Raw genomic sequence first — 19468 nt, forward strand, 5'->3', positions numbered from 1 at the left:
ATAGATGTAACAAAAATTTGTAAACCTAAAAAAACTTTTATGCAAGTATTTAAAACGATTGCTCATTTAAGCACCACTACGGGGGCCTCGCCTGATGATTATAGCCGGCTTTTGGGATATTATGCACCCGGTGACGGGGGCGATGGTGACTTTTACTGGGATAATACATCTACTGAAGCCGACAATAAAGGTACTGTGATCGCGTGCTATCTTGATCCCGCAGACCCCACTACCATTGTCAATCCCGGCAGATGGAAACGTTTGTATTCGGGAACGATTAACGTACGATGGTTTGGTGCCAAAGGAGATGGCGTTACTGATGATACCACTCCTTTTCTCAGCGCACTTTCATTGGCCAATATTTTCGTTCCCGAAGGAAGCTACCTGATCAAGCAGACGATTCCGCTGACAAAAGCTATTTCCGGAGCCGCAATGGGCAGCTCAACCCTGTTGTTTTCCGGCCTTAGCGCTTCACAGCCTGCAATGACTAATATGAACATGGATTACGAAATATCGCTTGATAACCTGGCGATTAAGGCCAAATCCTGGGATGCGGCCGACGGGGCTTTAGGTTATGGTATTGAAGCGGAAAGGAGGATTATTATGAACAATGTCTATGTTTCTCATTTCAAAAAATCCAACTTGTTTTTCCATCAGAATGCTGCAGAAGATCATGGCGCCTACTACAGCTCTATTGAAAATTGTTATTTCGATTACTCCGGTGAGCATGGCATTTGCCTGGGAACAGGAGCAAATTCAATCCAGCTCAGCAATGTGGTCGCCAGGTGGAACGGTACACCAGGGTACAATGTCGATCTGACAAAGATTGCCGGATTTATTTCCGACTTTGACGGTCTTTTTATTTCCGAAAATGATGAGGGAAACCCTGAAGGTTTGCCCAGCCGTACGCCAGAAGGTATTCGTGTTACCGGCGGCGACTTCTCCTATAATTCACGTTTTGGTATAAATGTAGATAGCGCGATGGGCTGCAACATTGCTACGGATTATGCAGAACTGAACCGGAATGCCAGCGAGGTCAGAGTAGGTGTGGGTGTAAGAACCTCTCTGCTGAATTTTGCATCGGGCAATGGCAATTCGCTGTTCGTTAATGAAGAGCAGAGTACTGTAAATCCTAACCAGGTAAATATTGCCGGCAAATCCTATGGAACAGGTCATAAGGAGAGCAGCGGCCTTTTCACCAATCAGCTTATGCGGAATCTGAAGAACTTTCTAAGCCAAGGTACCGATACCAAGATATCCACTTCAGCAGACAGTCAAGGTAATATAACGTTTACAGCCCAAGGCGGTGGATACCCTAGTATGACGCTTGATCATGTGTATCTTCCAGCGCTACCTTTCAAAGGCGGAACACATGCTCAGATATCAATTTCATCAGATAGTCGAGGTGACATAACGTTTACGGGCCAAGGCGGTGGATACCCTAGTATGACCCTTGACCAAGTATATCTCCCTATATTGCCCTTCAAAGGCGGAACAAATACCCAGATTACAATCCAGACCGAAACTACAGGCAACTTATCTGTCAACGGTGTTAACAGCGCGGCCTCGATTTCATTTAATATTCATTTGTCAGCAGCCGGAATAACAGCAAACAATATAATCACCGACCAAATTGCATTGGGGACTGGCCATACGCCCATAAGCTCGGTTTGTACGTCCTCTACGGTGAAGATACCGATCGTTATTTCGGGAAATACTTATTATCTGCTGGCGACAACCTAAGTAAAACTATGGCAATAATATGGCTCCGTCGGAAAGACAAAATCTTGCGGGTTCTGTTAGTACCATCCCAGGATTAGCCTGCCATTGGTAACTGAAGTTCTACCCAATCCGTGGCGAGGTCAAAAGCGGCAGATAAAAGAAGAGGCTGTCTCCTATGTTTGCGTTGTCAAATGTAGGAGACAGCCTCTTTTTGGTGTTAACCTGTAGGCCAGCAGTTATTATTGATGGACATACAGCATTGGCTGGCATAACAAATTGTGATACAGCTTCTGCAGGAATCCGTAGCCCCGCCAATTACGCGCCCCCTTGCCCGATCAGATAATTGCGCGATTTCTTGCTTGCCTAATGCCAGCTTTTTTTCAAATTGAATGCTTTTCTTTTTCATATAGAAATATTTAATAGCGAACAATGACGTAAAACTAACTGTACCCTGATCGGAAAATAACATGATCTGCCGAATGGCTATCAACAAGGTGTGACATGCGTATATCGTCTGCCTAAAGGTTTGCATCAAGCATAAAAAGCCACCTTGAGTTAGGTGGCTTTTTTAATATGAATAGGATAAATAAGGTTAATGGCAGGCCGGAGTAGCGGTATTGGCCACACAACAGTTAGGCGAGGTGTCTGTTCCGCCGCAGCCATTGGTAGCCGGGCAAATGTTGATGGAAGGTTGGCAATTGGCGGTCAACGGGCATCCCCGTAAGGTAGGGCATCCGATAGTCTGAATGCAGCCACAGGGATTACTATTGGCCGGGCAAGTCTCCGTTAAGCAGCAATTGCCTGTGATGGTAGCGCCACCGGCAATATGGTTCTGCTTGCCGCTATCCAGTGCAGTGATTGTTTGCTTTTGCAGCATGAGCTTCCGGCCCAGGTTGAGGCTTTTCTTTTTCATAAGATCTGATTTCTTTAGTGAACTACGAAGTTCCCTATTAGCACTGCAGCAAAAATGCAGTATACCGGAGTGGCCTTTGTCCGATCCGTGGCGTCGCCAAAAGCAGCGATTCGGATAAAAGAAAAACGCCCGGAAAACCGGGCGTTTTTGTAGCGAGGCTAGGGATCGAACCTAGGACCTTCGGGTTATGAGCCCGACGAGCTACCGCTGCTCTACCTCGCGATGAGGGTGCGAAATTATAACCTTTAGTTGAAACAGCAAAATTTTTTTAGAAAAAAAATGAAAGCGCCCGGATTGTTTACCTTTGCTCTCTTATGGAAACAGCGCACAAAGCCGGTTTTGTCAATATTTTCGGTCCGCCCAATGCAGGTAAGTCAACACTAATGAATGCTTTGCTGGGAGAGCGCCTGGCGATCGTTTCGCCCAAAGTGCAAACCACCCGGCACCGTATATTGGGCATTCTCACAGAAGAAAATTACCAGATCATTTTTTCCGACACGCCTGGCATTATCGATCCGCAATACAAGTTGCACAACCGGATGATGCAGCAGGTACGCAGCGCGGTGGAGGATGCGGATGTGGCTCTGCTGATGACAGATATTACCGACGATCCCGGGGAGTTTGCCACCCTTATCGACGCGCTGGCGCTCAAGACGCCCAAGATCCTGCTGCTGAATAAAGTTGACCTGGTGACCGATAAGGAACAGCAGGCAACAATGGTCAAAGCATTTGAAGAACGGATCAGGCCGGAGAAAACGATGCTGATCTCTGCACTGAAAAAAATCAATACCAAAAAGATTGTTCCCGCAATACTGAAGCTGCTGCCCGAGGCGCCGGCCTTCTATCCCGATGAGGATATCTCCGACAGGCCGATGCGTTTCTTTGTTTCAGAAATGATCCGTGAAAAGATATACGCACTCTACGAGCAGGAGATACCCTACCATACTGCTGTGTTGGTGCAGACCTATGAAGAACTCCCGCATGTGACCAAGATCCGCGCCGATATTATTGCCACCCGCGAAACCCAGAAGATGATCCTGCTGGGACAGGGCGGCGCCATGATCAAAAAGCTGGGAACCCAGGCGCGGGAAAGCATAGAGGCTTTCCTGGACAAAAAAGTATACCTGGAGCTTTTTATCAAGGTAAGGCCCAAATGGCGGGAGAATGATAACTACCTGAAAGAATATGGCTATTAAGCTGCAGGAGCAGCTACGGATCGATTATCCCGATGATGAACGGCTCAGGCATGCCGGTATAAGGCTGGGCATACTGCGACTCGATGAGTTGCATCCCAGGGTCTCCGGCAATAAATGGTTTAAGCTGGAAGAAAACCTGAATGCCGCCAGGGAAGCCGGCGCTATGCGTCTGTTGACCTTTGGTGGCGCTTATTCCAATCATTTATTGGCCACTGCCGCTGCTGCGCACCACCTCGGATGGGAAAGTATAGGCATGGTGAGAGGGCTGCATGCCCGGGAGGCGCTTACCGGCACTTTGCAGGAATGCGCCGCACTGGGCATGGAGCTGGTTTTTCTCAGCAGGGAGGAGTATAATGAGAAAGAAAGCCCTCGATTCCTGGATATCCTGCGCAGCCGTTATCCGCAAACGTGGATCATTCCTGAAGGGGGTAATAACGAGGCCGGGACAAAAGGCGCCGGATCGATTACCCGCTATCTGCCGGCCGATAGTACACATATCGCTGTGGCTATAGGGACCGGCACTACTTTCGCCGGAATACGTGCTACGCTTGATGCAAGGATAGCTATGCTCGGATTCCCCGTGATGAAAGGCGGCGCTTACCTGGAAGCCATACTGAAAGATCGCATACCCTCCACGCAAAACAACTGGTCGCTTTGCGATGCCTATCATTTTGGCGGTTTCGGGCGGCATACAGAAGCCTTGCTCTCGTTTATGAACGATTTTTACGAACGACACCGTATTCCACTCGATTTTGTTTATACGGGCAAAATGATGTGCGGTATTTTTGAAATGATTGAGGCCGGAAGTCTGCCCCCCGGCAGTCACGTGATCGCTATCCATACCGGCGGGTTGCAGGGTAACCGTTCCATCGCCCGGCACTTATGCTACGGGCCTGCCGATAGCTAAATTTTCACAGTAAGGCCTTCCGGTATTTTCACATTATTGACGTAAGTTTGAGGCATGAATAGTATGAAAAGATCCGTTGTTTTTATATTCCTTTTATTCTCTTTAAGTTTTAGTCTTCATGCCCAGCCCGATCTGCCAGCTATCTCCGTTGTTACCCAGGGCGGTATTTCTGTGCTCAGCTGGAATAACCCCTACGAAAGCGGACTGAAATCCATTGCCGTACAACGGTCGGCCGACAGCAATTATAATTTTGTCACCCTTGGCTACGTTGCCAATCTCAAAAAAGGCGTGCAAAGCTTTGTCGATGCACATCCTGCTGTAGGTAAGAACTGGTACCGGCTCATTATCCTGTTTAGCTCCGATATGGAGTGGAAAAGCAGCCTGGGAAAAGTAATTGTGGATAGCAGCGCTATAGCCAACCGCAAACCACTGCCTCCCAGCGATTCGCTGCAAAAGCTGATCAGCCAGTCGGGCAATACGGCGGCAATGAACAACCTCAATACAGTTTCCTATCCTAAATCGCAATATGTATTCACCAATCCGTTCACCGGGAATATCAATATTGAAATACAGGATGCCTTGAAAGAAAACTACTCGCTCATCTTCTACGATCAGCAGGACAGGGTCGTGTTAAAGGTCCCGCGGATCAACGATAAGATCGTGATCCTGGACAAACGTAACTTCCAGGCCACCGGCCTTTTTAAGTTCAAGCTTCTGAAGAATAAGGAGGAGTTTGACAAAGGATACGTTACCATTTATTAGCCGCTTGTTTACGTTTGCCTTATGATCGCCGATGCTATTCCTTACGAGCTGCACCTGACGCTACGCGGTCTGGAACAGGGTGAGGAACAGGCTTTCCTGGATTTTTGCGCCCGTAATGCCGCTAAGCCGCTACTGATCGAGCTGGCCAGGGGGCAAACCTCCAGCCAACCCATGTTCAGCAAAGTAGTTAGCTGTCTGTCGATACAGGAAGCCCTTAGGCAAATGCGGGCCAATGCGGCTTTGCTGGAAGTTGCAGGTTATAGCGTTTGCCGCTTGAAGATGGAAGTACCTGCCGCCTGTGCCTGCAGGGCGACCTTGCCTGAAACGGCGGATTTTCAACCTTACTATGAATGGCATGGCCGCATAGCTTACCGTGAGGTAGCGGCTTTACATTTGCTGTGTGCCCGGTTTGCCGTGCATTTGTCGCGCAATGCTTTACGACAGGAGGCCGAAACCCGTTTCATAACGCTGCGGGAATATGGCGATGAGCAGCACTTTTCGACGCGGTTGGATGTGCTGAAAAGCGAACTGGAGGCAGGTGCCTGGACGCTTTTTAAGGAGCAATCGGAATATTGTGTGTACGACGATAACCTTGCGCTGGATAAGGGCTGGTTGTCGCTCTGAATTTTTTCTCTCATGAACATTCCAGAATCGAGATTACCGGAAATGCTGGCCTATGAAGCTTTCCTGAGGAGAGCGGCCGCGCTCAATATGCCTTTTATGCTGAAGGGCAGCTATGTGACCAGGCAATACTATACCCATCCCGGCGAGCGTATCCCGGCAGACCTGGATTGGGTTTGTCTGGAACCTTTGCAGGATGTGGAAGTGGCCGAAACGCTATTCGATAATTGGGCCATTGCCGTAACAGAGTCCGAAGCAGATGACGGCGTAGTCTATACAAGCTTTACAGAAAACCGTTTCTGGAGATTGATCGACTATGCGATGGACGACGATTTTCCGACCGTGAATACAGACCTGTCCTGTACGGTAGATGGTGAGCAACTGCAATACCTGAACCTGGATATATCCTTTAACCTGGATATTGATGCTCCGCCGGTCCCGATGTTGTATACACCGTTAAGAGGCGAGCCCTTTGTACTGCCTTTTACCGCGCCGTTGAGCCTGCAGGTATCCTGGAAAATACACCAGACCCTAGTACGGTTACGGTTTAAAGACCTGCTGGACCTGATCCATCTGCTGCAGCATCCTTCCTGGAATCGGGAAACTTTGCAACAAAGCCTGCAGGCTTTAGTAAATGAATGTGCTGCGGATAAGGTCGATATCCGTCGCCTGGGCGCCTTGTTTTCCGGCAATGTGGCTTCATTGTGCCCGCCGGGCAGCTTGCAGAAGACCTGGGAGCACTGGCGGCACGAAGGCTATAGTGATAGCCGGGCGCCTTTACTGTCTGCAGATCATGCCTCGCTCATAACAGATGCCGGCGCATTGCCGGTTACATTGCCTGAATTCCTGTCGCAATTGACGAAGGCTTTTGCACAGGCCGGTTGGAATGAAACGCTGCTGCAGCATTTACCACCGGCGCAGTTACGCAGGGGGAAAACCAGGACCAATACAGATATAGACGAGCAGCAGCAGACAAAGGAAGAGCCTTACCCTTATACACATCCCGAAACATACTATATCGAGCCGGAGGAAGAGCCATCCCCGGTATCGCGTAGATCGGAACGTTCACGTGTTTTCTGGCGTTTCTGGTATCGCTTGTTCAATAAATAAAAAAAAGCCGCTAAACGGCTTTTTTTTTATTTAACCCCTAAAAATTACAAAGGTATGTTGTCGTGCTTTTTGCGGGGCATACGCGCCACCTTGTTTTCCAGCATGCGGAATCCGCGGATGAGCTTTTCTCTCGTAGTGTCGGGTACGATTACTTCGTCGATAAAGCCACGGGCCGCAGCGCCGTAAGGATTAGCAAATTTTTCGGTGTATTCCATTTCCTTTTCTTTCCACTTCGCATCATGATCCGCAGCTTCGGCGATCTCCTTTTTAAAGATGATCTCCGCCGCGCCTTTGGCGCCCATAACCGCGATCTCCGCCGTAGGCCAGGCGTAGTTCAGATCGGCGCCGATGTGCTTGGAGTTCATTACGTCGTAAGCGCCGCCGTAAGCCTTGCGGGTGATGACGGTTACTTTTGGTACGGTGGCTTCGCTCAATGCAAACAGCAGTTTGGCGCCATTGGTAATGATGCCGTTCCATTCCTGGTCGGTGCCCGGCAGGAATCCCGGAACATCGACTAGTACCAGCAAGGGAATATTGAAAGCATCACAGAAGCGAACAAAGCGCGCGCCTTTTTTGGAAGAATTAATATCCAGCACACCGGCCATAGCAGCAGGTTGATTGGCTACAATGCCGATGCTGCGCCCTGCCAGCCGTGCAAAACCCACCACAATATTCTCGGCATAATCTTTATGCACTTCAAGAAAACTGTCGCTATCGGCTACCTGGTCGATCACTTCTTTGATGTCGTAGGGCTGGTTGGGGTTTTCGGGTATAACGTTGTTCAGCGCCGGGCGGCTTTCGTTGCCGGCTTCGTAGGGATACACCGGTGCATCTTCTTCACAGTTCTGAGGCATATAGCTCAGCAGCTGTTTTACATGCTCGATACAAGCCACTTCATTTTCGCAGGCAAAATGTGTCACGCCCGATTTCTGGGCATGCGTTTGTGCGCCACCCAGCTCTTCGCTGGTTACGGTTTCGTGGGTTACCGTCTTCACCACATTGGGGCCGGTCACGAACATATAAGAGCTGTGCTCCACCATTAAGATGAAGTCGGTGATCGCGGGAGAATACACCGCGCCGCCGGCGCAGGGTCCCATTATCGCGCTCAGCTGCGGGATTACGCCGCTGGCCTGTACATTGCGGTAAAAGATATCGGCATAGCCGCCCAGCGATACCACGCCCTCTTGTATACGGGCGCCGCCACTGTCATTAAGCCCTATCACGGGGGCACCGTTCTGCATGGCAAGGTCCATGATCTTGCATATCTTTTCGGCATGTGTTTCGGAGAGGCTGCCGCCAAATACGGTGAAGTCCTGAGAAAACACATAGACCAGGCGGCCATTTACCGTACCGTAGCCGGTAACAACACCATCGCCCAAATACTGTTCCTTTTCCATCCCGAAGTCGCGGCTGCGATGTGTAACCAGCATGCCGATCTCTTCAAACGAGCCTTCATCCATCAGTAGCTGAACCCTTTCCCTGGCGGTGAGCTTGCCTTTGCTGTGTTGGCTGTCGATCCGCTTCTGCCCGCCACCCAGCTGGGCCTGTGCTGTCTTTTCCTTGAGTATATGCAGTTTGTCCATTGTATTGTTTTGTGTAAAAAACGGGGCAAGATACAAAATGAACAGGAAATAAGATCGTTGGGAGCGATAGCGCAGATGGTGTGCACGAACAAAGCGCCGCGCCGGGGAGGCGCAGCGCTTTGCTGATGGCATAGAACAGCAGCTATTTTTTCAGAAAAGTACGCTGCCATACGGCGCCGGCTTCTGCCCTGCAAACGACAATATATGTTCCCGGTGCGAATGACGACAGGTCGGTCTCCTTCCGGAAAGGTATTGTGGCTATCTGCCTGCCGCGAATATCGTAGAACGCCATTTGGGTAAAGGCAGCATCAGTTTTTATCATCAGCTTATCGCCCACTGGGTTGGGGTATAGAGACGCGAAAGGAGCCTGCTTTCCCGTTGAGGGAATACTGATGGGAGTATTACCGCTGATCCTGACGTTGTCGAACCGCGTGTCGAGCCAGTTGGCTACAGTTCTGTACTGGACCGCGATATAGCAAACGCTGCTTGTAGGTGGCAAGCTGATCGAAGTGAGATTGCGCCAGACGTTATCACTGCTGTAGTGCTCGCCCCTGAAATCGTACAGAAGTGTACGGGCGGCTGCCACAGCAGGATCGGGACTGCCTTTTAATAAATACACTGCAATCGTATCGCCGGCGCCAGGCACGCCAAAGCCGCTGAAGGCATAGCGTAGCGAATCGAGCTTGCCGCCGGTGCTCAGGTTAAACGGTGGGGATACAAACCAGTCGTTGGTCGTATCGGTGCCGCCCACAGGGTAGTTGTGTGCGAGGCAGTTGGGTGCCGAAAAGGCGGCGGTTGCCGTGTAGTTCCACTGATAAGAGGAAGCAACGCCTTTCCTGAATTGTTGCCATCCATTTTTCTGGGCGTCGTTATCGAATCCGCTGAAATAGGGCAGGGCGATCTGGGCTTTGCTCTGTGCGGTAAGCAGGAGAAGGGCGGTGCATAGTGCCGCCGCAGGTAGCTTCTTGTACATAAGAGATTGTTTATTGGTTATAGGACGTGTTGTTTCCCCGGTGAGGAGATCATTCCTTCCGGCGCCTGCAGTAGTGTCATCCGGCTACTCGTGCATGCCTTGCAGGTTCAGCTTATGCTGGTCGTCGTAGCCGATATCGAGTATCTTATAAAAGGACGGGCCGTCGGCGACCCTGATCTCCGATTGCGGTGGGAGTGTTTCGATGCCGTTGTAGTGCAGCACGGTGGCCCGGAAGCCGCATTGCCGGCTCATCCGGTCGGCCAGCAGGAACAGGTTATCGTGTTGGCCGTACGCATCGTTAGCGGTCGGCACAGGTTGTAAGTCTGTCGTGAGGTGAAGGATCTCCAGGGCAACAGAAGTATGGTCGCCTGCACGCAAGCCGGTGCGTAGCTGATCGCAGTCGCAGGTCGCTTCCTGCTCCTGTTTCCGGCAACCAGTGCTTGAAAGCATCAGGACCAGGAATCCGGCGATCGCCATATATTTAGCGCATGCCTGTGCTGTTTGGGCCAAAAGGGGAATCTTCATGAGGACAGATTTAAAAGGGGCTCGTTACAATAAAAGACGTTGCCGGCCGGCCGGTTCTTAGAAGAGAAAAATGAAAAAATCCGGCGGCTAAACTTAATTTTCATTGCCGGGAAAAATACCCGACTTTTGCGCAAAATTTAATATTTACCAGCAAATACAGACTGCTCCTCTATTATGGAAAGGAATATCGAAACCATTATCGAAGAAACCGAACTGCTGATCGAGCGTAACGACGATCAGGCGCTCAACCATCTGCTGGAAGAGCTGAATATTTCGGAAGTCAAGGACCTTGTCGATGAGCTACCCGAGCATGGGCCGCGGTTCATCGAAATGCTACCCTTGAGCCGATCGGTCCATGTGTTTCGTATATTGGATTTTCCTGTTCAGGAGCGTATCATAAAGAAGCTGTCGGGTACTAAGATCACAGAGTTGATCAACGAGCTGCCGCCCGACGACCGTACCTCTTTTTTCAGCGAGCTGCATGGCGATGTGGTAAAAAAGTTGATTATCCTGCTGCCCGCCGAAGACCGTAAAGAGGCCCTGGCGCTGCTGGGTTATGAAGAAGACAGTGTAGGCCGCCTGATGACCCCCGATTATGTTGCCGTGAAAAAACACTGGAACGTGGCGCGGGTGTTGGAGCACATCCGCCGTTACGGTGTCAACTCCGAAACGATCGATGTGATCTATGTGATCGATGATAAAGGCGTGCTGCTGGACGATCTTCGTATAAGAAAAGTGCTGCTGGCCTCGCCCGAAGCGATGGTAAGCGATCTTACTGACGACCGTCTCATTGCACTTAATGCTTATGATCCGCAGGAGGAGGCTATTGAGGTGTTCCGTATGAACAACCGCGTGGCGCTCCCGGTCGTGGATCACGATAATATCCTGCTGGGTATTGTTACGGTCGATGATATCCTGTGGCTGGCGAAGGAAGAGTACACCGAAGATATCCAGAAGATCGGTGGTACAGAAGCCCTGGACGAGCCTTATCTTGATACTTCCATTTTTGAGTTGGTAAAAAAGAGGGTAGGCTGGCTGGCTATCCTGATGGTAGGCGAAATGCTGACGGCCACAGCCATGGGCTTTTTTGAAGACCAGATCCATAAAGCCACGGTGCTGGCCCTGTTTATTCCCCTTATTATTTCCTGCGGCGGCAACAGCGGCTCGCAGGCCTCTACGCTTATTATCCAGGCTATGGCCCTGGGTGAGGTCACCATCCGGGATTGGTGGCGGGTTATGCGCCGGGAGATCATCTCCGGCTTTATGCTGGGCGTTTGCCTGGCCCTGGTAGGCTTCCTCCGTATCTTTATCTGGCACCTGATCGCGCCCAATATCTATGGCGAACACTGGCTGCTGATCGCCGGCACCATTAGTGTATCGCTCATCTTTGTGGTGCTGTGGGGATCGCTGAGCGGTTCTATGCTACCGATATTACTGAAGCGGCTTGGGGCCGACCCTGCCACATCCTCCGCGCCCTTTGTCGCGACCCTGGTTGATGTGACAGGACTCCTGATCTACTTTATTTGTGCGGTGCTCTTCCTGAGCGGCACGCTCCTTTAGGGTTTCAGCTTTTTCAGCACCTTTTCGATGCGTTTTCTTTTGCTTTCCTGTTCGATATCGTTCAGGCGCGTGTGCAGCACCTGCCTGAACTTTTCTTTGTCTGTAGGCGGGATTACGGGCATCGCCTGTTCGGCATAAGCGGGTACCTGGTTGACCGGCGCCTGGAGCAGCTGCTCCAGCAGCAGCGGTACGGCATCGGAGGCGTAGGCCGGGATACCGGCAAGGCTCACCAATATTCGTACAAGGTGGTCGCGCGTGATCACCGAGCCGGCATCGGCTATGGCTACCAGGCGCGGTAAGGCCTGGTACAGCCCGGCAGGTACTTGAGCAGCAATAGCCGAAAGCGTCGTCATGGCGCCCCATTGCAGCCGGTTATCTTTACTGTCCAGCAAGGCCAGGAATACCTGTACATAAGGGCTCGCCAGGCCAGGCTGCAGCGCGGCGACCTCATAGATTGTCTTGATGCAATCGTGCCGCAGTGCTTTTGTTTTGTGCTCCAGGCCGGCAATTAGCTCCTGTACGGCTTTTTTGTCCTTTGTTGCAGCGATCTGCTGCGCCAGGGCTATGTTCAGATCCTGCACCCGTTGGCCCGCGGCGGAAGCCAGCTGTTCCAGTATAGTCATATTGTCTTTTGTTTACAGGCCAAAGATAGTATTTGCGGCTGTGCCTTATTGTGTCTGCCGATTATTCGCCGAAAGCATCCCGGTCAATAGCGAAATGGGTAGTACCTTTGCCCCAATTTTTCAGGCTTATGGATAACCGATTGTTGAACCGTTTTTGCTTTATCGCCCTGCTCGAAGGGATATCTTACCTGTTGCTCCTTGGCGTGGCCATGCCGCTCAAATATGGGCTCAAGCTGCCCTGGGCGGTCGACTTCAGCCTCTATGCCGGCTGGGTGCATGGCTTGTTGTTTGTGCTTTATGGTACTTTTCTTATCGCCTGCTGGGCCCGGTATAAGTGGTCCTTTGGCCGGGCAGCACTGGTCTTCTTTGCTTCCCTGCTGCCATTTGCCCCTTTTGTCGTTGAGAAGAAATTAAAGCGTGAAGCCGCGACTAAGGCGGGATTGGCTAAAGCAAAGCTTTCTTAAACCTGTTTCATGCGTTATTTCCTGGAAGTAGGCTATGAAGGCACGGCCTTTCATGGTTCACAGGTACAAGGCGATCTGCTTACCGTTCAGGGTACGCTCAATAAGGCCTTGTCTACCTTGCTGCGTAGGCCTGTAGAGACCTTCGGCGCCAGCCGTACCGATGAGGGCGTGCATGCACTCAGCAATTTTTATCATTTTGACGAAGCAGAGGCGCTGCATCCCCAGTTTCGTTATAAGCTCAATGCCATTTTGCCGTTCAGCATGGCGGTTCATGCTGTGTATACCAGCGAAAAGCCAGAGGCCAATGCCCGCTTCGATGCGGTGAGCCGGCGTTACCGTTACCGTATCTATACGCGTAAAGATCCTTTCCGCCACCACCGGGCATTGTATTATCCTTTTGCTATTGACCGGGAGGTGCTGAACCATACCGCTCAGATGCTGATGGCATACCGCAATTTCGAGACCTTTTCCAAACGCAATACCCAAACGCATACTTTCCTGTGCACGATCTTTCAATCCTATTGGGAAACCGCCGGCGAAGAGCTGCATTATGTAGTGGAAGCCAACCGGTTCCTGAGGGGGATGGTGCGTGGATTGGTAGGTACGCAGCTGCAGGTGGCCCGCGGCAGGCATAGCCCGGAGGATTTCCGCCGTATTATCGAAGCGCAGGACTGTACACTGGCCGATTTCAGCGTAGCCGGGCATGGGTTGTACCTGGAGGCGGTCAATTATCCTGAAGGTTATTTGCAGGAAGTGTCCTTACGATAGCTCAGTCAATGGCCATGGCCGGAAAAAAAACGTGCCAGTCCTTCTGCGCTCACTACTTCCCTCAATACAAGCCTTTCCTCTTCAAGGATCATGGCCAAAGCATATTTTTTGAAAGTGCAATCCTCTGCGTTGGTGAGTACCAGGTTGATGGTTAAGGTAGGGTCTTCAAGGCGTTGCATAGCGTCCTTTTCCTGTAGCAACTGTTGCATGATGACGGCTTGTGGTGAATTTTTAAATGTCCACTGGCCTTCCAGTCGCCACATGTCATTCCATGGATCGCTCAATATACCTACTTCTTCGCCTTTCCAGGTAGCAATAAAGTGATTCATCTCAACAATAGCACGGATTAATAGAAGCTGTTGAGAAAGGGGTAGCGCTCTTCATAAAGGCGTTTCACCCGTTCCAGTATGGTCTCGCGCAACAGGTCGATGTTGGAGCGCTCGGTGGCAGAAACAAAAATGGCATTGCCATGCGTTTCATTGTCCCAGCGCCGGTGTAATTGCTTCAACAGGTCTTTTTTTACGCTGTCGTCGAGCCATTCGTCGAAGGTGCGCAACTCGTATTGATCCATTTTGTTGAAGATCATCAGGATCGGCTTGTCGAAAGCGCCGATATCCTGCAAGGTGGTGTTCACCACTGCGATCTGGTCTTCGTATTGGGGGTGCGACACATCAACCACATGCAGCAGAATATCGGCCTCGCGTACTTCATCGAGCGTAGATTTGAAGCTTTCTACCAGGTGGTGCGGCAGCTTGCGAATGAATCCTACCGTATCGCTGAGCAGGAAGGGCGTACGTTCAAACACTACTTTACGGGTGGTGGTTTCCAGGGTGGCGAAAAGCTTGTTTTCAGCAAATACTTCCGATTTGCTCAGCACCTGCATCAGCGTGCTTTTGCCTACATTGGTATAGCCTACAAGGGCCACACGTATAAAGGTGCCGCGTTCCTTTCTTTGCGTGGAAGACTGTTTGTCGATCTCGCTCAGGCGCTTGCGCAACAATGTGATCTTATCTTTTACGATACGACGGTCTGTTTCGATCTCGGTCTCACCGGGACCACGCGAGCCTATGCCGCCGCCCTGCCGTTCCAGGTGTTTCCACATACCCTTCAGGCGGGGCAATATATACTGATATTGGGCCAGCTCCACCTGGGTTTTGGCCTGTGCCGTTTTGGCCCTGCGGGCAAAAATATCCAGGATCAGGTCGGAGCGGTCGATGGTCTTGATGCCCGTTTCTTTTTCGATATTGCTGATCTGCGACCCGGTCAGTTCATCGTCAAAAATGATAAGCGTGGCATTGTGCCGTATGGCGTATTGCTTGATCTCTTCCAGCTTGCCTTTACCTACGAAGGTGCGGCTGTCGGGATGTGGTAATTTTTGAAAAAAACTTTTGATGGCGGTCGCCCCGGCGGTTTCTGCCAGGAAAGCCAGCTCATCCAGATACTCCATGAGCTGCGCTTCGGTATTGTTCTTCTGCATCAGGCCCACCAGCACGGCACGTTCCTCGTTGGAGATAATATTTTTATTGTCGATCATATGCTACTTATAGTACAAAAAAGCCTGCAAATATACCGATGTGCCGTGGAATAATCATCGAAAAGCGATAACCGGCTGGGAAACAATTAACCAGGAGCATTCGGATTTAATTTGTTTCTTTTGCAAAAGGAACCCGCGATATGAGCGGCTTCTACGGATGATAAGAAAGATAAAACTTACCGATTTTGTGCGCAATGTGCTGACGCTGACCACCGGAACCACGGTGGCGCAGGCCATACCCGTTCTTATCACACCCGTGCTCACCCGCTTGTATACACCCGCCGATTTTGGTTTGCTTACATTGTTCGTTTCCCTTACCTCCCTGCTTACCGTGGTGGTAACGGGGCAATATGAATTGTCGATCCTGTTGCCCGGTGTTGACAGAGATGCCCGGAAGCTGGTACGGCTGGCGCTCATGCTTACGGTAAGCGCTTCCATATTGTTGCTGCTGCTTGTTCTGCTGCTGCACGCGCCGTTGCTCACATGCTTTAAGGACAAACGGATCGGCTTTTGGCTGTACCTGGTGCCGGTAGCAGTATTGTTTTCCGGCGTTTTTGAAATATTACGGTACTATAGCGTGCGGCAGCAAGCTTACAAGGGCATTGCCGTAGCTACTGTGATACGGTCGGGCACGGCAGGTGGCTTGCAGGTCGCTGCAGGAATGGCCGGGGCTCAGGCCGCCGGCTTGCTATGGGGCAACCTGCTTTCTTTGTTGGGCGGCAACCTGGGCGTTATCAGGGTTTACTTGAAAAAGAAGGAAAAGGAAGAACCGTTCCGGATCACACCGGATCTCAGGCGCATGGCCTGGCGTTATCGCAATTTCCCAAAGTTCACATTGCCTTCTCTCTTACTGAATACGGCTTCCTTACAGCTTCCGGTTTATGTTTTCGCTACCTTTTTTTCAAATACCGTTGTCGGTTTCTACGCCTTGTCGCAAAGGGTGCTTAATGCTCCCATGACACTCGTGGGCGCGGCCATAGGCCAGGTTTATTTTCAGAAGGCGGCTTCCGGTAACGGTGATAAGGAACAGCTGCGGCAGCTTACCTGGGCATTGTACAAGCATCTGCTCCTTTTGGGGACCTTGCCCATGGCGGCATTGCTGTTCTGGGGCGATAAGCTCTTCGGCTGGTTCTTTGGTAGCAGCTGGACCGTTGCAGGGCAGTATGCCCAATCCCTGAGCCTGTGGTTCCTGTTTGTGTTCATCTCCTCTCCTTTGTCCAATCTTTTTTTTGTACAGGGTAAGCAAAAGCAGGGCTTGCTGCTCCAGGTCATCATTTTTGTCTCCCGGGCGCTGGTGCTCCTGCTGTGCCTCTGGCGGCACTACGACGCGGCAGCTACAGTGGTGTGGTTTGGTGCGATAGGTGCGCTTATCTTCTTCTGCTTCGTATTTTACCTGCTGTCCTCGGCGGGCATAGGAAAGCTTCAGATATTGGTGTACACGCTCGCCGTGCTTGCTGCCGGTATCCTTCCTTTTTTTCTGATCGATCAATGGCTGTCATGAAAGTTGAAGTCAGGCTTGTATACAATTACGGTTACACCTGGTATACCAGCGATGGTATCTCGGTAAAAGGCTTTATCTACGATACGGAGGACAATCCTTTGCGTGAAGCCGGTCTTGTAGCGTTTTTCCGCGGTGCCGACAGCGCAGAGACATTGCAGGATCGCCTTCGGCAGGCCAACGGGCTTTTTGCCGTGGTGATACAGACGGATGCCGGTGTGTATTGTGCCACCGACCGGACGCGGACCTTTCCCTTATACTATTCTCTGGATAAAGGTGTATTGCGGATCAGCGATGCGGTGGAACACGCGGCGCCTGGTCTCTTGCAGATGGATACCCTGTCAAAGGAGGAATTTTTATACACCGGTTATGTTACCGGTAACAGCACCTTGCTGAAGGATGTATGCCAGGTACAGGCCGGCGCCTGCCTGGTAGGAGTGGACGACCAGGTGCAGGAATATTGCTATCATTTCTATGTAGCGGATAAACCCCTTACAGGGACTTTCGATGCCTTGCCGGATCAGCTGGCGGGCTTATTTGATAAGGCAGGAGAACGCCTGGTCAAAGCCCTGGCCGGGCGCACGGCCGTGGTGCCGCTGAGCGGGGGCTACGATTCGCGGTTGATCGCCGTTTTGTTGAAAAAGCAGGGCTATAGCAAAGTGATCTGCTTCACCTATGGCATTCCTTCCAGCCCCGATGTGCGCATGTCGGCAAGAGTAGCGGCGGAGTTGGGATTTCCCTGGCATTTTATTGCTTACACGCCGCGTTTGGTGGGTGACTTCCTGCACACACCGGAATTCAAAGCTTACCTGCCTTTCGTGGTCAATGGCACTTCAGCCTTGTTTACACAAGATTACTTCGCGATAAGGCAGTTGGTAACACAAAAAATGATCCCGGAAGATGCGGTGATCGTTCCCGGCCATACCGGGGATTTTATCGCCGGCGGGCACCTGGAGGCGGGCCTTACGGAAGATAATGTTGCGGAGCGGTTGCTGCAGCGGCATTATGTATTCCGTACTGGTGATAAACGGTCATTGCTTTCCCGTATCCACCTCCCGGCCATACCAGCACAGCCTTACGAATACTTTGAGCATTGGAACCTGAAAGAGCGCCAGTCAAAATTTATCATCAATTCCAACAGGATATATGAATTCTGGGGCCACGAGCATTTGGTTCCCTTATGGGATAAGGATCTGCTGCTCTTCTTTCAAAATCTGCCCTGGGAGTATAAATGGGGAAGGAAATTATTTGACCAGGTCGTGTTTCGCTATTTTTTTGAACCGTATAGTGTGGCTTTCCCCAAAAAACGCTATCCTTTTGTGCTGCAAAAAATCGCCGGCGCCCGCAACCGGATGCGCCGAATCTTCTTTTCCGATCCGGTCAATTTCAAGCTGATCGCACGTAGTTTTCTAAAAGACCGGCAGCTGGGCCTGCGCTGGAGCAATAAGGAAGTAAACATCAACCGCATACAGACGGCCTGGTACATTGCCTGGCTGGAAGATCATCTCGGCGGATAAGCCCTAGGCTTTTGCCGCGGCAAAAGCAGCACAGGCCTCCCTGTCGAGCGTACGTAGCAGCCGGGCAGGGTTGCCGGCCAGCACGCAATAGCCTTCTTCGAAGCTTTTGGTGACGATAGCACCCGCACCTACCATCGTGAAGTCGCCGAGCCGGACGCCCGGCAGGATCACTGCCCCCGCACCGATCCAGCAAAACCTGCCGATCGCTATCGGTGAGGCGGTCACATGCACATCGTTATTGATAAAATCATGATTGGCCGACACGATCGCTACGTTGGGACCGATATTGGTAAAGTCGCCGATGAGGATGCCATTGAGCGCATTGATGTATACGCCGGGCGAATCCCCTGGCCAGGTGCTACGGCCCCTCGTAATCTTTTCGGGGCTGTGTATAGTGCTGGTATGGTGAATGGCCCATTTTACGCGGGCATTCTGACGGAGGAGCTTCCGGAATACGAAATCGGCCATATAGAAATTGAAGCCCATTTCGGGTCTGAGCTTCAATTTCCTTTTGATAGCCTGGATCATAGATACGCTTGCTTTACTTGTTTTTCAGCACGGAAAGGCCGCCGCAGGCTTCCGCTTGTCCCTTTATTTTTTGCGATACAATAACCAGGTAATTGCCGGTATAGGGTGCGGCAAAGCTTTCGGAGAGCTGCCGGTCGCCGCCTGTCTTGATCTTTTTGTCGACCAGCTTCTTGCGGTCCTTGTCCATTATGGTAAGGTGGTATTGCTGGAAGTTCTTGCTGGCGATGAAATTGATCTGGTACATCTTGCCTTCCTGCATGGTTACCGTTACCGGGACATAGGAACCTGAAGGCATGTTCATCATCTTGAACTGTTCCAGGGCAAATCCTCTTTCTTCCAGTGATTTGTCAAGCGATACCAGTTCGGAATGCATGGCTTTGTCGGAGCATACGGCCACATTCTGCTGTTGCTGGGCATAAGCCGCGAAAGAGAAGGCAGAGGCAACGAAAGCCATTATTATCTTGTTACGCATAAAATGTATAATGGATTAGACGAAGCGAAAATAACCCTAAAAAACTATTTAAAACACTAATTAATTTGCCTCATATCTTCCGGGCAAAAGATAGGAGAAAAACGGGTACTTGCCATTACCTGCCCCTGTGGTTTACCCATTGTTGCCGGCAGGGCACCCAAGGAATGTTCCCGGAATATGGGAGGGAGGGTC

General features: G+C 51.0%; 21 protein-coding genes and 1 tRNA gene. 11 read left to right on the forward strand and 11 right to left on the reverse strand.

Annotated elements, in window-relative coordinates:
- Positions 1–39 precede the first annotated feature (39 nt).
- Entirely contained in the window at positions 40–1743 is a 1704-nt protein-coding gene (locus DZK30_RS01705) for a glycosyl hydrolase family 28-related protein (RefSeq protein ID WP_118972351.1), read from the forward strand.
- A 196-nt stretch (positions 1744–1939) separates the two neighbouring features.
- Here DZK30_RS01705 and DZK30_RS25605 read toward each other — a convergent pair whose 3' ends face one another.
- From DZK30_RS25605 to DZK30_RS01720, 3 genes are all read right to left on the reverse strand, one after another.
- The gene (locus DZK30_RS25605) at positions 1940–2128 is read right to left on the reverse strand and encodes a class I lanthipeptide (protein WP_162902750.1); all 189 of its coding nucleotides are present in this window, start codon (positions 2126–2128) and stop codon (positions 1940–1942) included.
- A gap of 186 nt (positions 2129–2314) precedes the next feature.
- On the reverse strand, positions 2315–2635 hold the full coding sequence (locus tag DZK30_RS01715; protein WP_118972353.1) for a class I lanthipeptide: 321 nt from the start codon (positions 2633–2635) through the stop codon (positions 2315–2317).
- A gap of 150 nt (positions 2636–2785) precedes the next feature.
- A tRNA-Met gene (locus DZK30_RS01720) sits at positions 2786–2857 on the reverse strand.
- Positions 2858–2949: 92 nt separating this feature from the next.
- On the opposite strand from DZK30_RS01720, the gene era reads away from it, so the two are divergent.
- From era to DZK30_RS01745, 5 genes are all read left to right on the forward strand, one after another.
- Positions 2950–3831, forward strand: a complete 882-nt coding sequence (gene era / locus DZK30_RS01725; RefSeq protein WP_118972354.1) for a GTPase Era — start codon at positions 2950–2952, stop codon at positions 3829–3831.
- Positions 3821–4738, forward strand: a complete 918-nt coding sequence (locus DZK30_RS01730; protein WP_118972355.1) for a 1-aminocyclopropane-1-carboxylate deaminase/D-cysteine desulfhydrase — start codon at positions 3821–3823, stop codon at positions 4736–4738. Before era ends, DZK30_RS01730 begins: the two co-directional genes overlap by 11 nt.
- A gap of 63 nt (positions 4739–4801) precedes the next feature.
- Positions 4802–5500, forward strand: a complete 699-nt coding sequence (locus DZK30_RS01735) for a hypothetical protein (RefSeq protein WP_118972356.1) — start codon at positions 4802–4804, stop codon at positions 5498–5500.
- Between the two features lie 21 nt (positions 5501–5521).
- Positions 5522–6124 carry a hypothetical protein gene (locus DZK30_RS01740; protein ID WP_118972357.1) on the forward strand — a complete coding sequence of 201 codons (603 nt, stop codon included), beginning with the start codon at positions 5522–5524 and terminating at the stop codon, positions 6122–6124.
- A 12-nt stretch (positions 6125–6136) separates the two neighbouring features.
- On the forward strand, positions 6137–7231 hold the full coding sequence (locus DZK30_RS01745) for a nucleotidyl transferase AbiEii/AbiGii toxin family protein (RefSeq protein ID WP_162902751.1): 1095 nt from the start codon (positions 6137–6139) through the stop codon (positions 7229–7231).
- A 44-nt stretch (positions 7232–7275) separates the two neighbouring features.
- On the opposite strand, the gene DZK30_RS01750 is transcribed toward DZK30_RS01745, so the two are convergent.
- The 3 genes from DZK30_RS01750 to DZK30_RS01760 all read right to left on the reverse strand — a co-directional run bounded on the left by DZK30_RS01750 (position 7276) and on the right by DZK30_RS01760 (position 10312).
- Positions 7276–8814, reverse strand: a complete 1539-nt coding sequence (locus tag DZK30_RS01750; RefSeq protein WP_118972359.1) for an acyl-CoA carboxylase subunit beta — start codon at positions 8812–8814, stop codon at positions 7276–7278.
- 142 nt (positions 8815–8956) lie between these two features.
- On the reverse strand, positions 8957–9787 hold the full coding sequence (locus tag DZK30_RS01755; protein WP_118972360.1) for a T9SS-dependent choice-of-anchor J family protein: 831 nt from the start codon (positions 9785–9787) through the stop codon (positions 8957–8959).
- 84 nt (positions 9788–9871) lie between these two features.
- Positions 9872–10312, reverse strand: a complete 441-nt coding sequence (locus DZK30_RS01760) for a hypothetical protein (RefSeq protein ID WP_118972361.1) — start codon at positions 10310–10312, stop codon at positions 9872–9874.
- A 174-nt stretch (positions 10313–10486) separates the two neighbouring features.
- Between DZK30_RS01760 and mgtE the strand changes: the two genes are divergently transcribed.
- Positions 10487–11872 (forward strand): magnesium transporter, encoded by a 1386-nt coding sequence (gene mgtE / locus DZK30_RS01765; protein WP_118972362.1) that lies wholly within the window; start codon positions 10487–10489, stop codon positions 11870–11872.
- Here the strand turns inward: mgtE and DZK30_RS01770 are convergent.
- A complete protein-coding gene (locus DZK30_RS01770) occupies positions 11869–12495 on the reverse strand; it encodes a hypothetical protein (RefSeq protein WP_118972363.1) in 627 nt (208 codons plus the stop codon). The two genes, mgtE and DZK30_RS01770, sit on opposite strands and share 4 nt — an antisense overlap.
- A gap of 128 nt (positions 12496–12623) precedes the next feature.
- On the opposite strand from DZK30_RS01770, the gene DZK30_RS01775 reads away from it, so the two are divergent.
- Positions 12624–12959, forward strand: coding sequence for a DUF3817 domain-containing protein (locus DZK30_RS01775; RefSeq protein ID WP_118972364.1), 336 nt, complete (start codon positions 12624–12626; stop codon positions 12957–12959).
- A gap of 9 nt (positions 12960–12968) precedes the next feature.
- Entirely contained in the window at positions 12969–13727 is a 759-nt protein-coding gene (locus DZK30_RS01780) for a tRNA pseudouridine synthase A (RefSeq protein ID WP_118972365.1), read from the forward strand.
- A gap of 5 nt (positions 13728–13732) precedes the next feature.
- Here DZK30_RS01780 and DZK30_RS01785 read toward each other — a convergent pair whose 3' ends face one another.
- Both DZK30_RS01785 and hflX read right to left on the reverse strand, forming a co-directional pair.
- A complete protein-coding gene (locus DZK30_RS01785) occupies positions 13733–14056 on the reverse strand; it encodes a hypothetical protein (RefSeq protein WP_118972366.1) in 324 nt (107 codons plus the stop codon).
- Positions 14057–14073: 17 nt separating this feature from the next.
- Positions 14074–15261 carry a GTPase HflX gene (gene hflX / locus DZK30_RS01790; RefSeq protein ID WP_118972367.1) on the reverse strand — a complete coding sequence of 396 codons (1188 nt, stop codon included), beginning with the start codon at positions 15259–15261 and terminating at the stop codon, positions 14074–14076.
- A gap of 157 nt (positions 15262–15418) precedes the next feature.
- On the opposite strand from hflX, the gene DZK30_RS01795 reads away from it, so the two are divergent.
- Positions 15419–16762 (forward strand): lipopolysaccharide biosynthesis protein, encoded by a 1344-nt coding sequence (locus DZK30_RS01795; RefSeq protein ID WP_118972368.1) that lies wholly within the window; start codon positions 15419–15421, stop codon positions 16760–16762.
- A complete protein-coding gene (locus DZK30_RS01800) occupies positions 16759–18276 on the forward strand; it encodes an asparagine synthase-related protein (RefSeq protein WP_162902752.1) in 1518 nt (505 codons plus the stop codon). The genes DZK30_RS01795 and DZK30_RS01800 overlap by 4 nt, the downstream gene beginning before the upstream one ends.
- A 3-nt stretch (positions 18277–18279) precedes the next feature.
- On the opposite strand, the gene DZK30_RS01805 is transcribed toward DZK30_RS01800, so the two are convergent.
- Together DZK30_RS01805 and DZK30_RS01810 are read right to left on the reverse strand one after the other, a co-directional pair.
- Positions 18280–18804: an acyltransferase gene (locus DZK30_RS01805; protein WP_118972370.1), complete on the reverse strand. Its 525-nt coding sequence runs from the start codon at positions 18802–18804 to the stop codon at positions 18280–18282.
- 13 nt (positions 18805–18817) lie between these two features.
- Positions 18818–19276, reverse strand: coding sequence for a hypothetical protein (locus DZK30_RS01810; protein ID WP_118972371.1), 459 nt, complete (start codon positions 19274–19276; stop codon positions 18818–18820).
- Positions 19277–19468 lie beyond the last annotated feature (192 nt).

Source organism: Taibaiella koreensis, from assembly GCF_003545715.1.
GTDB classification, from domain to species: Bacteria; Bacteroidota; Bacteroidia; order Chitinophagales; family Chitinophagaceae; genus Taibaiella; species Taibaiella koreensis.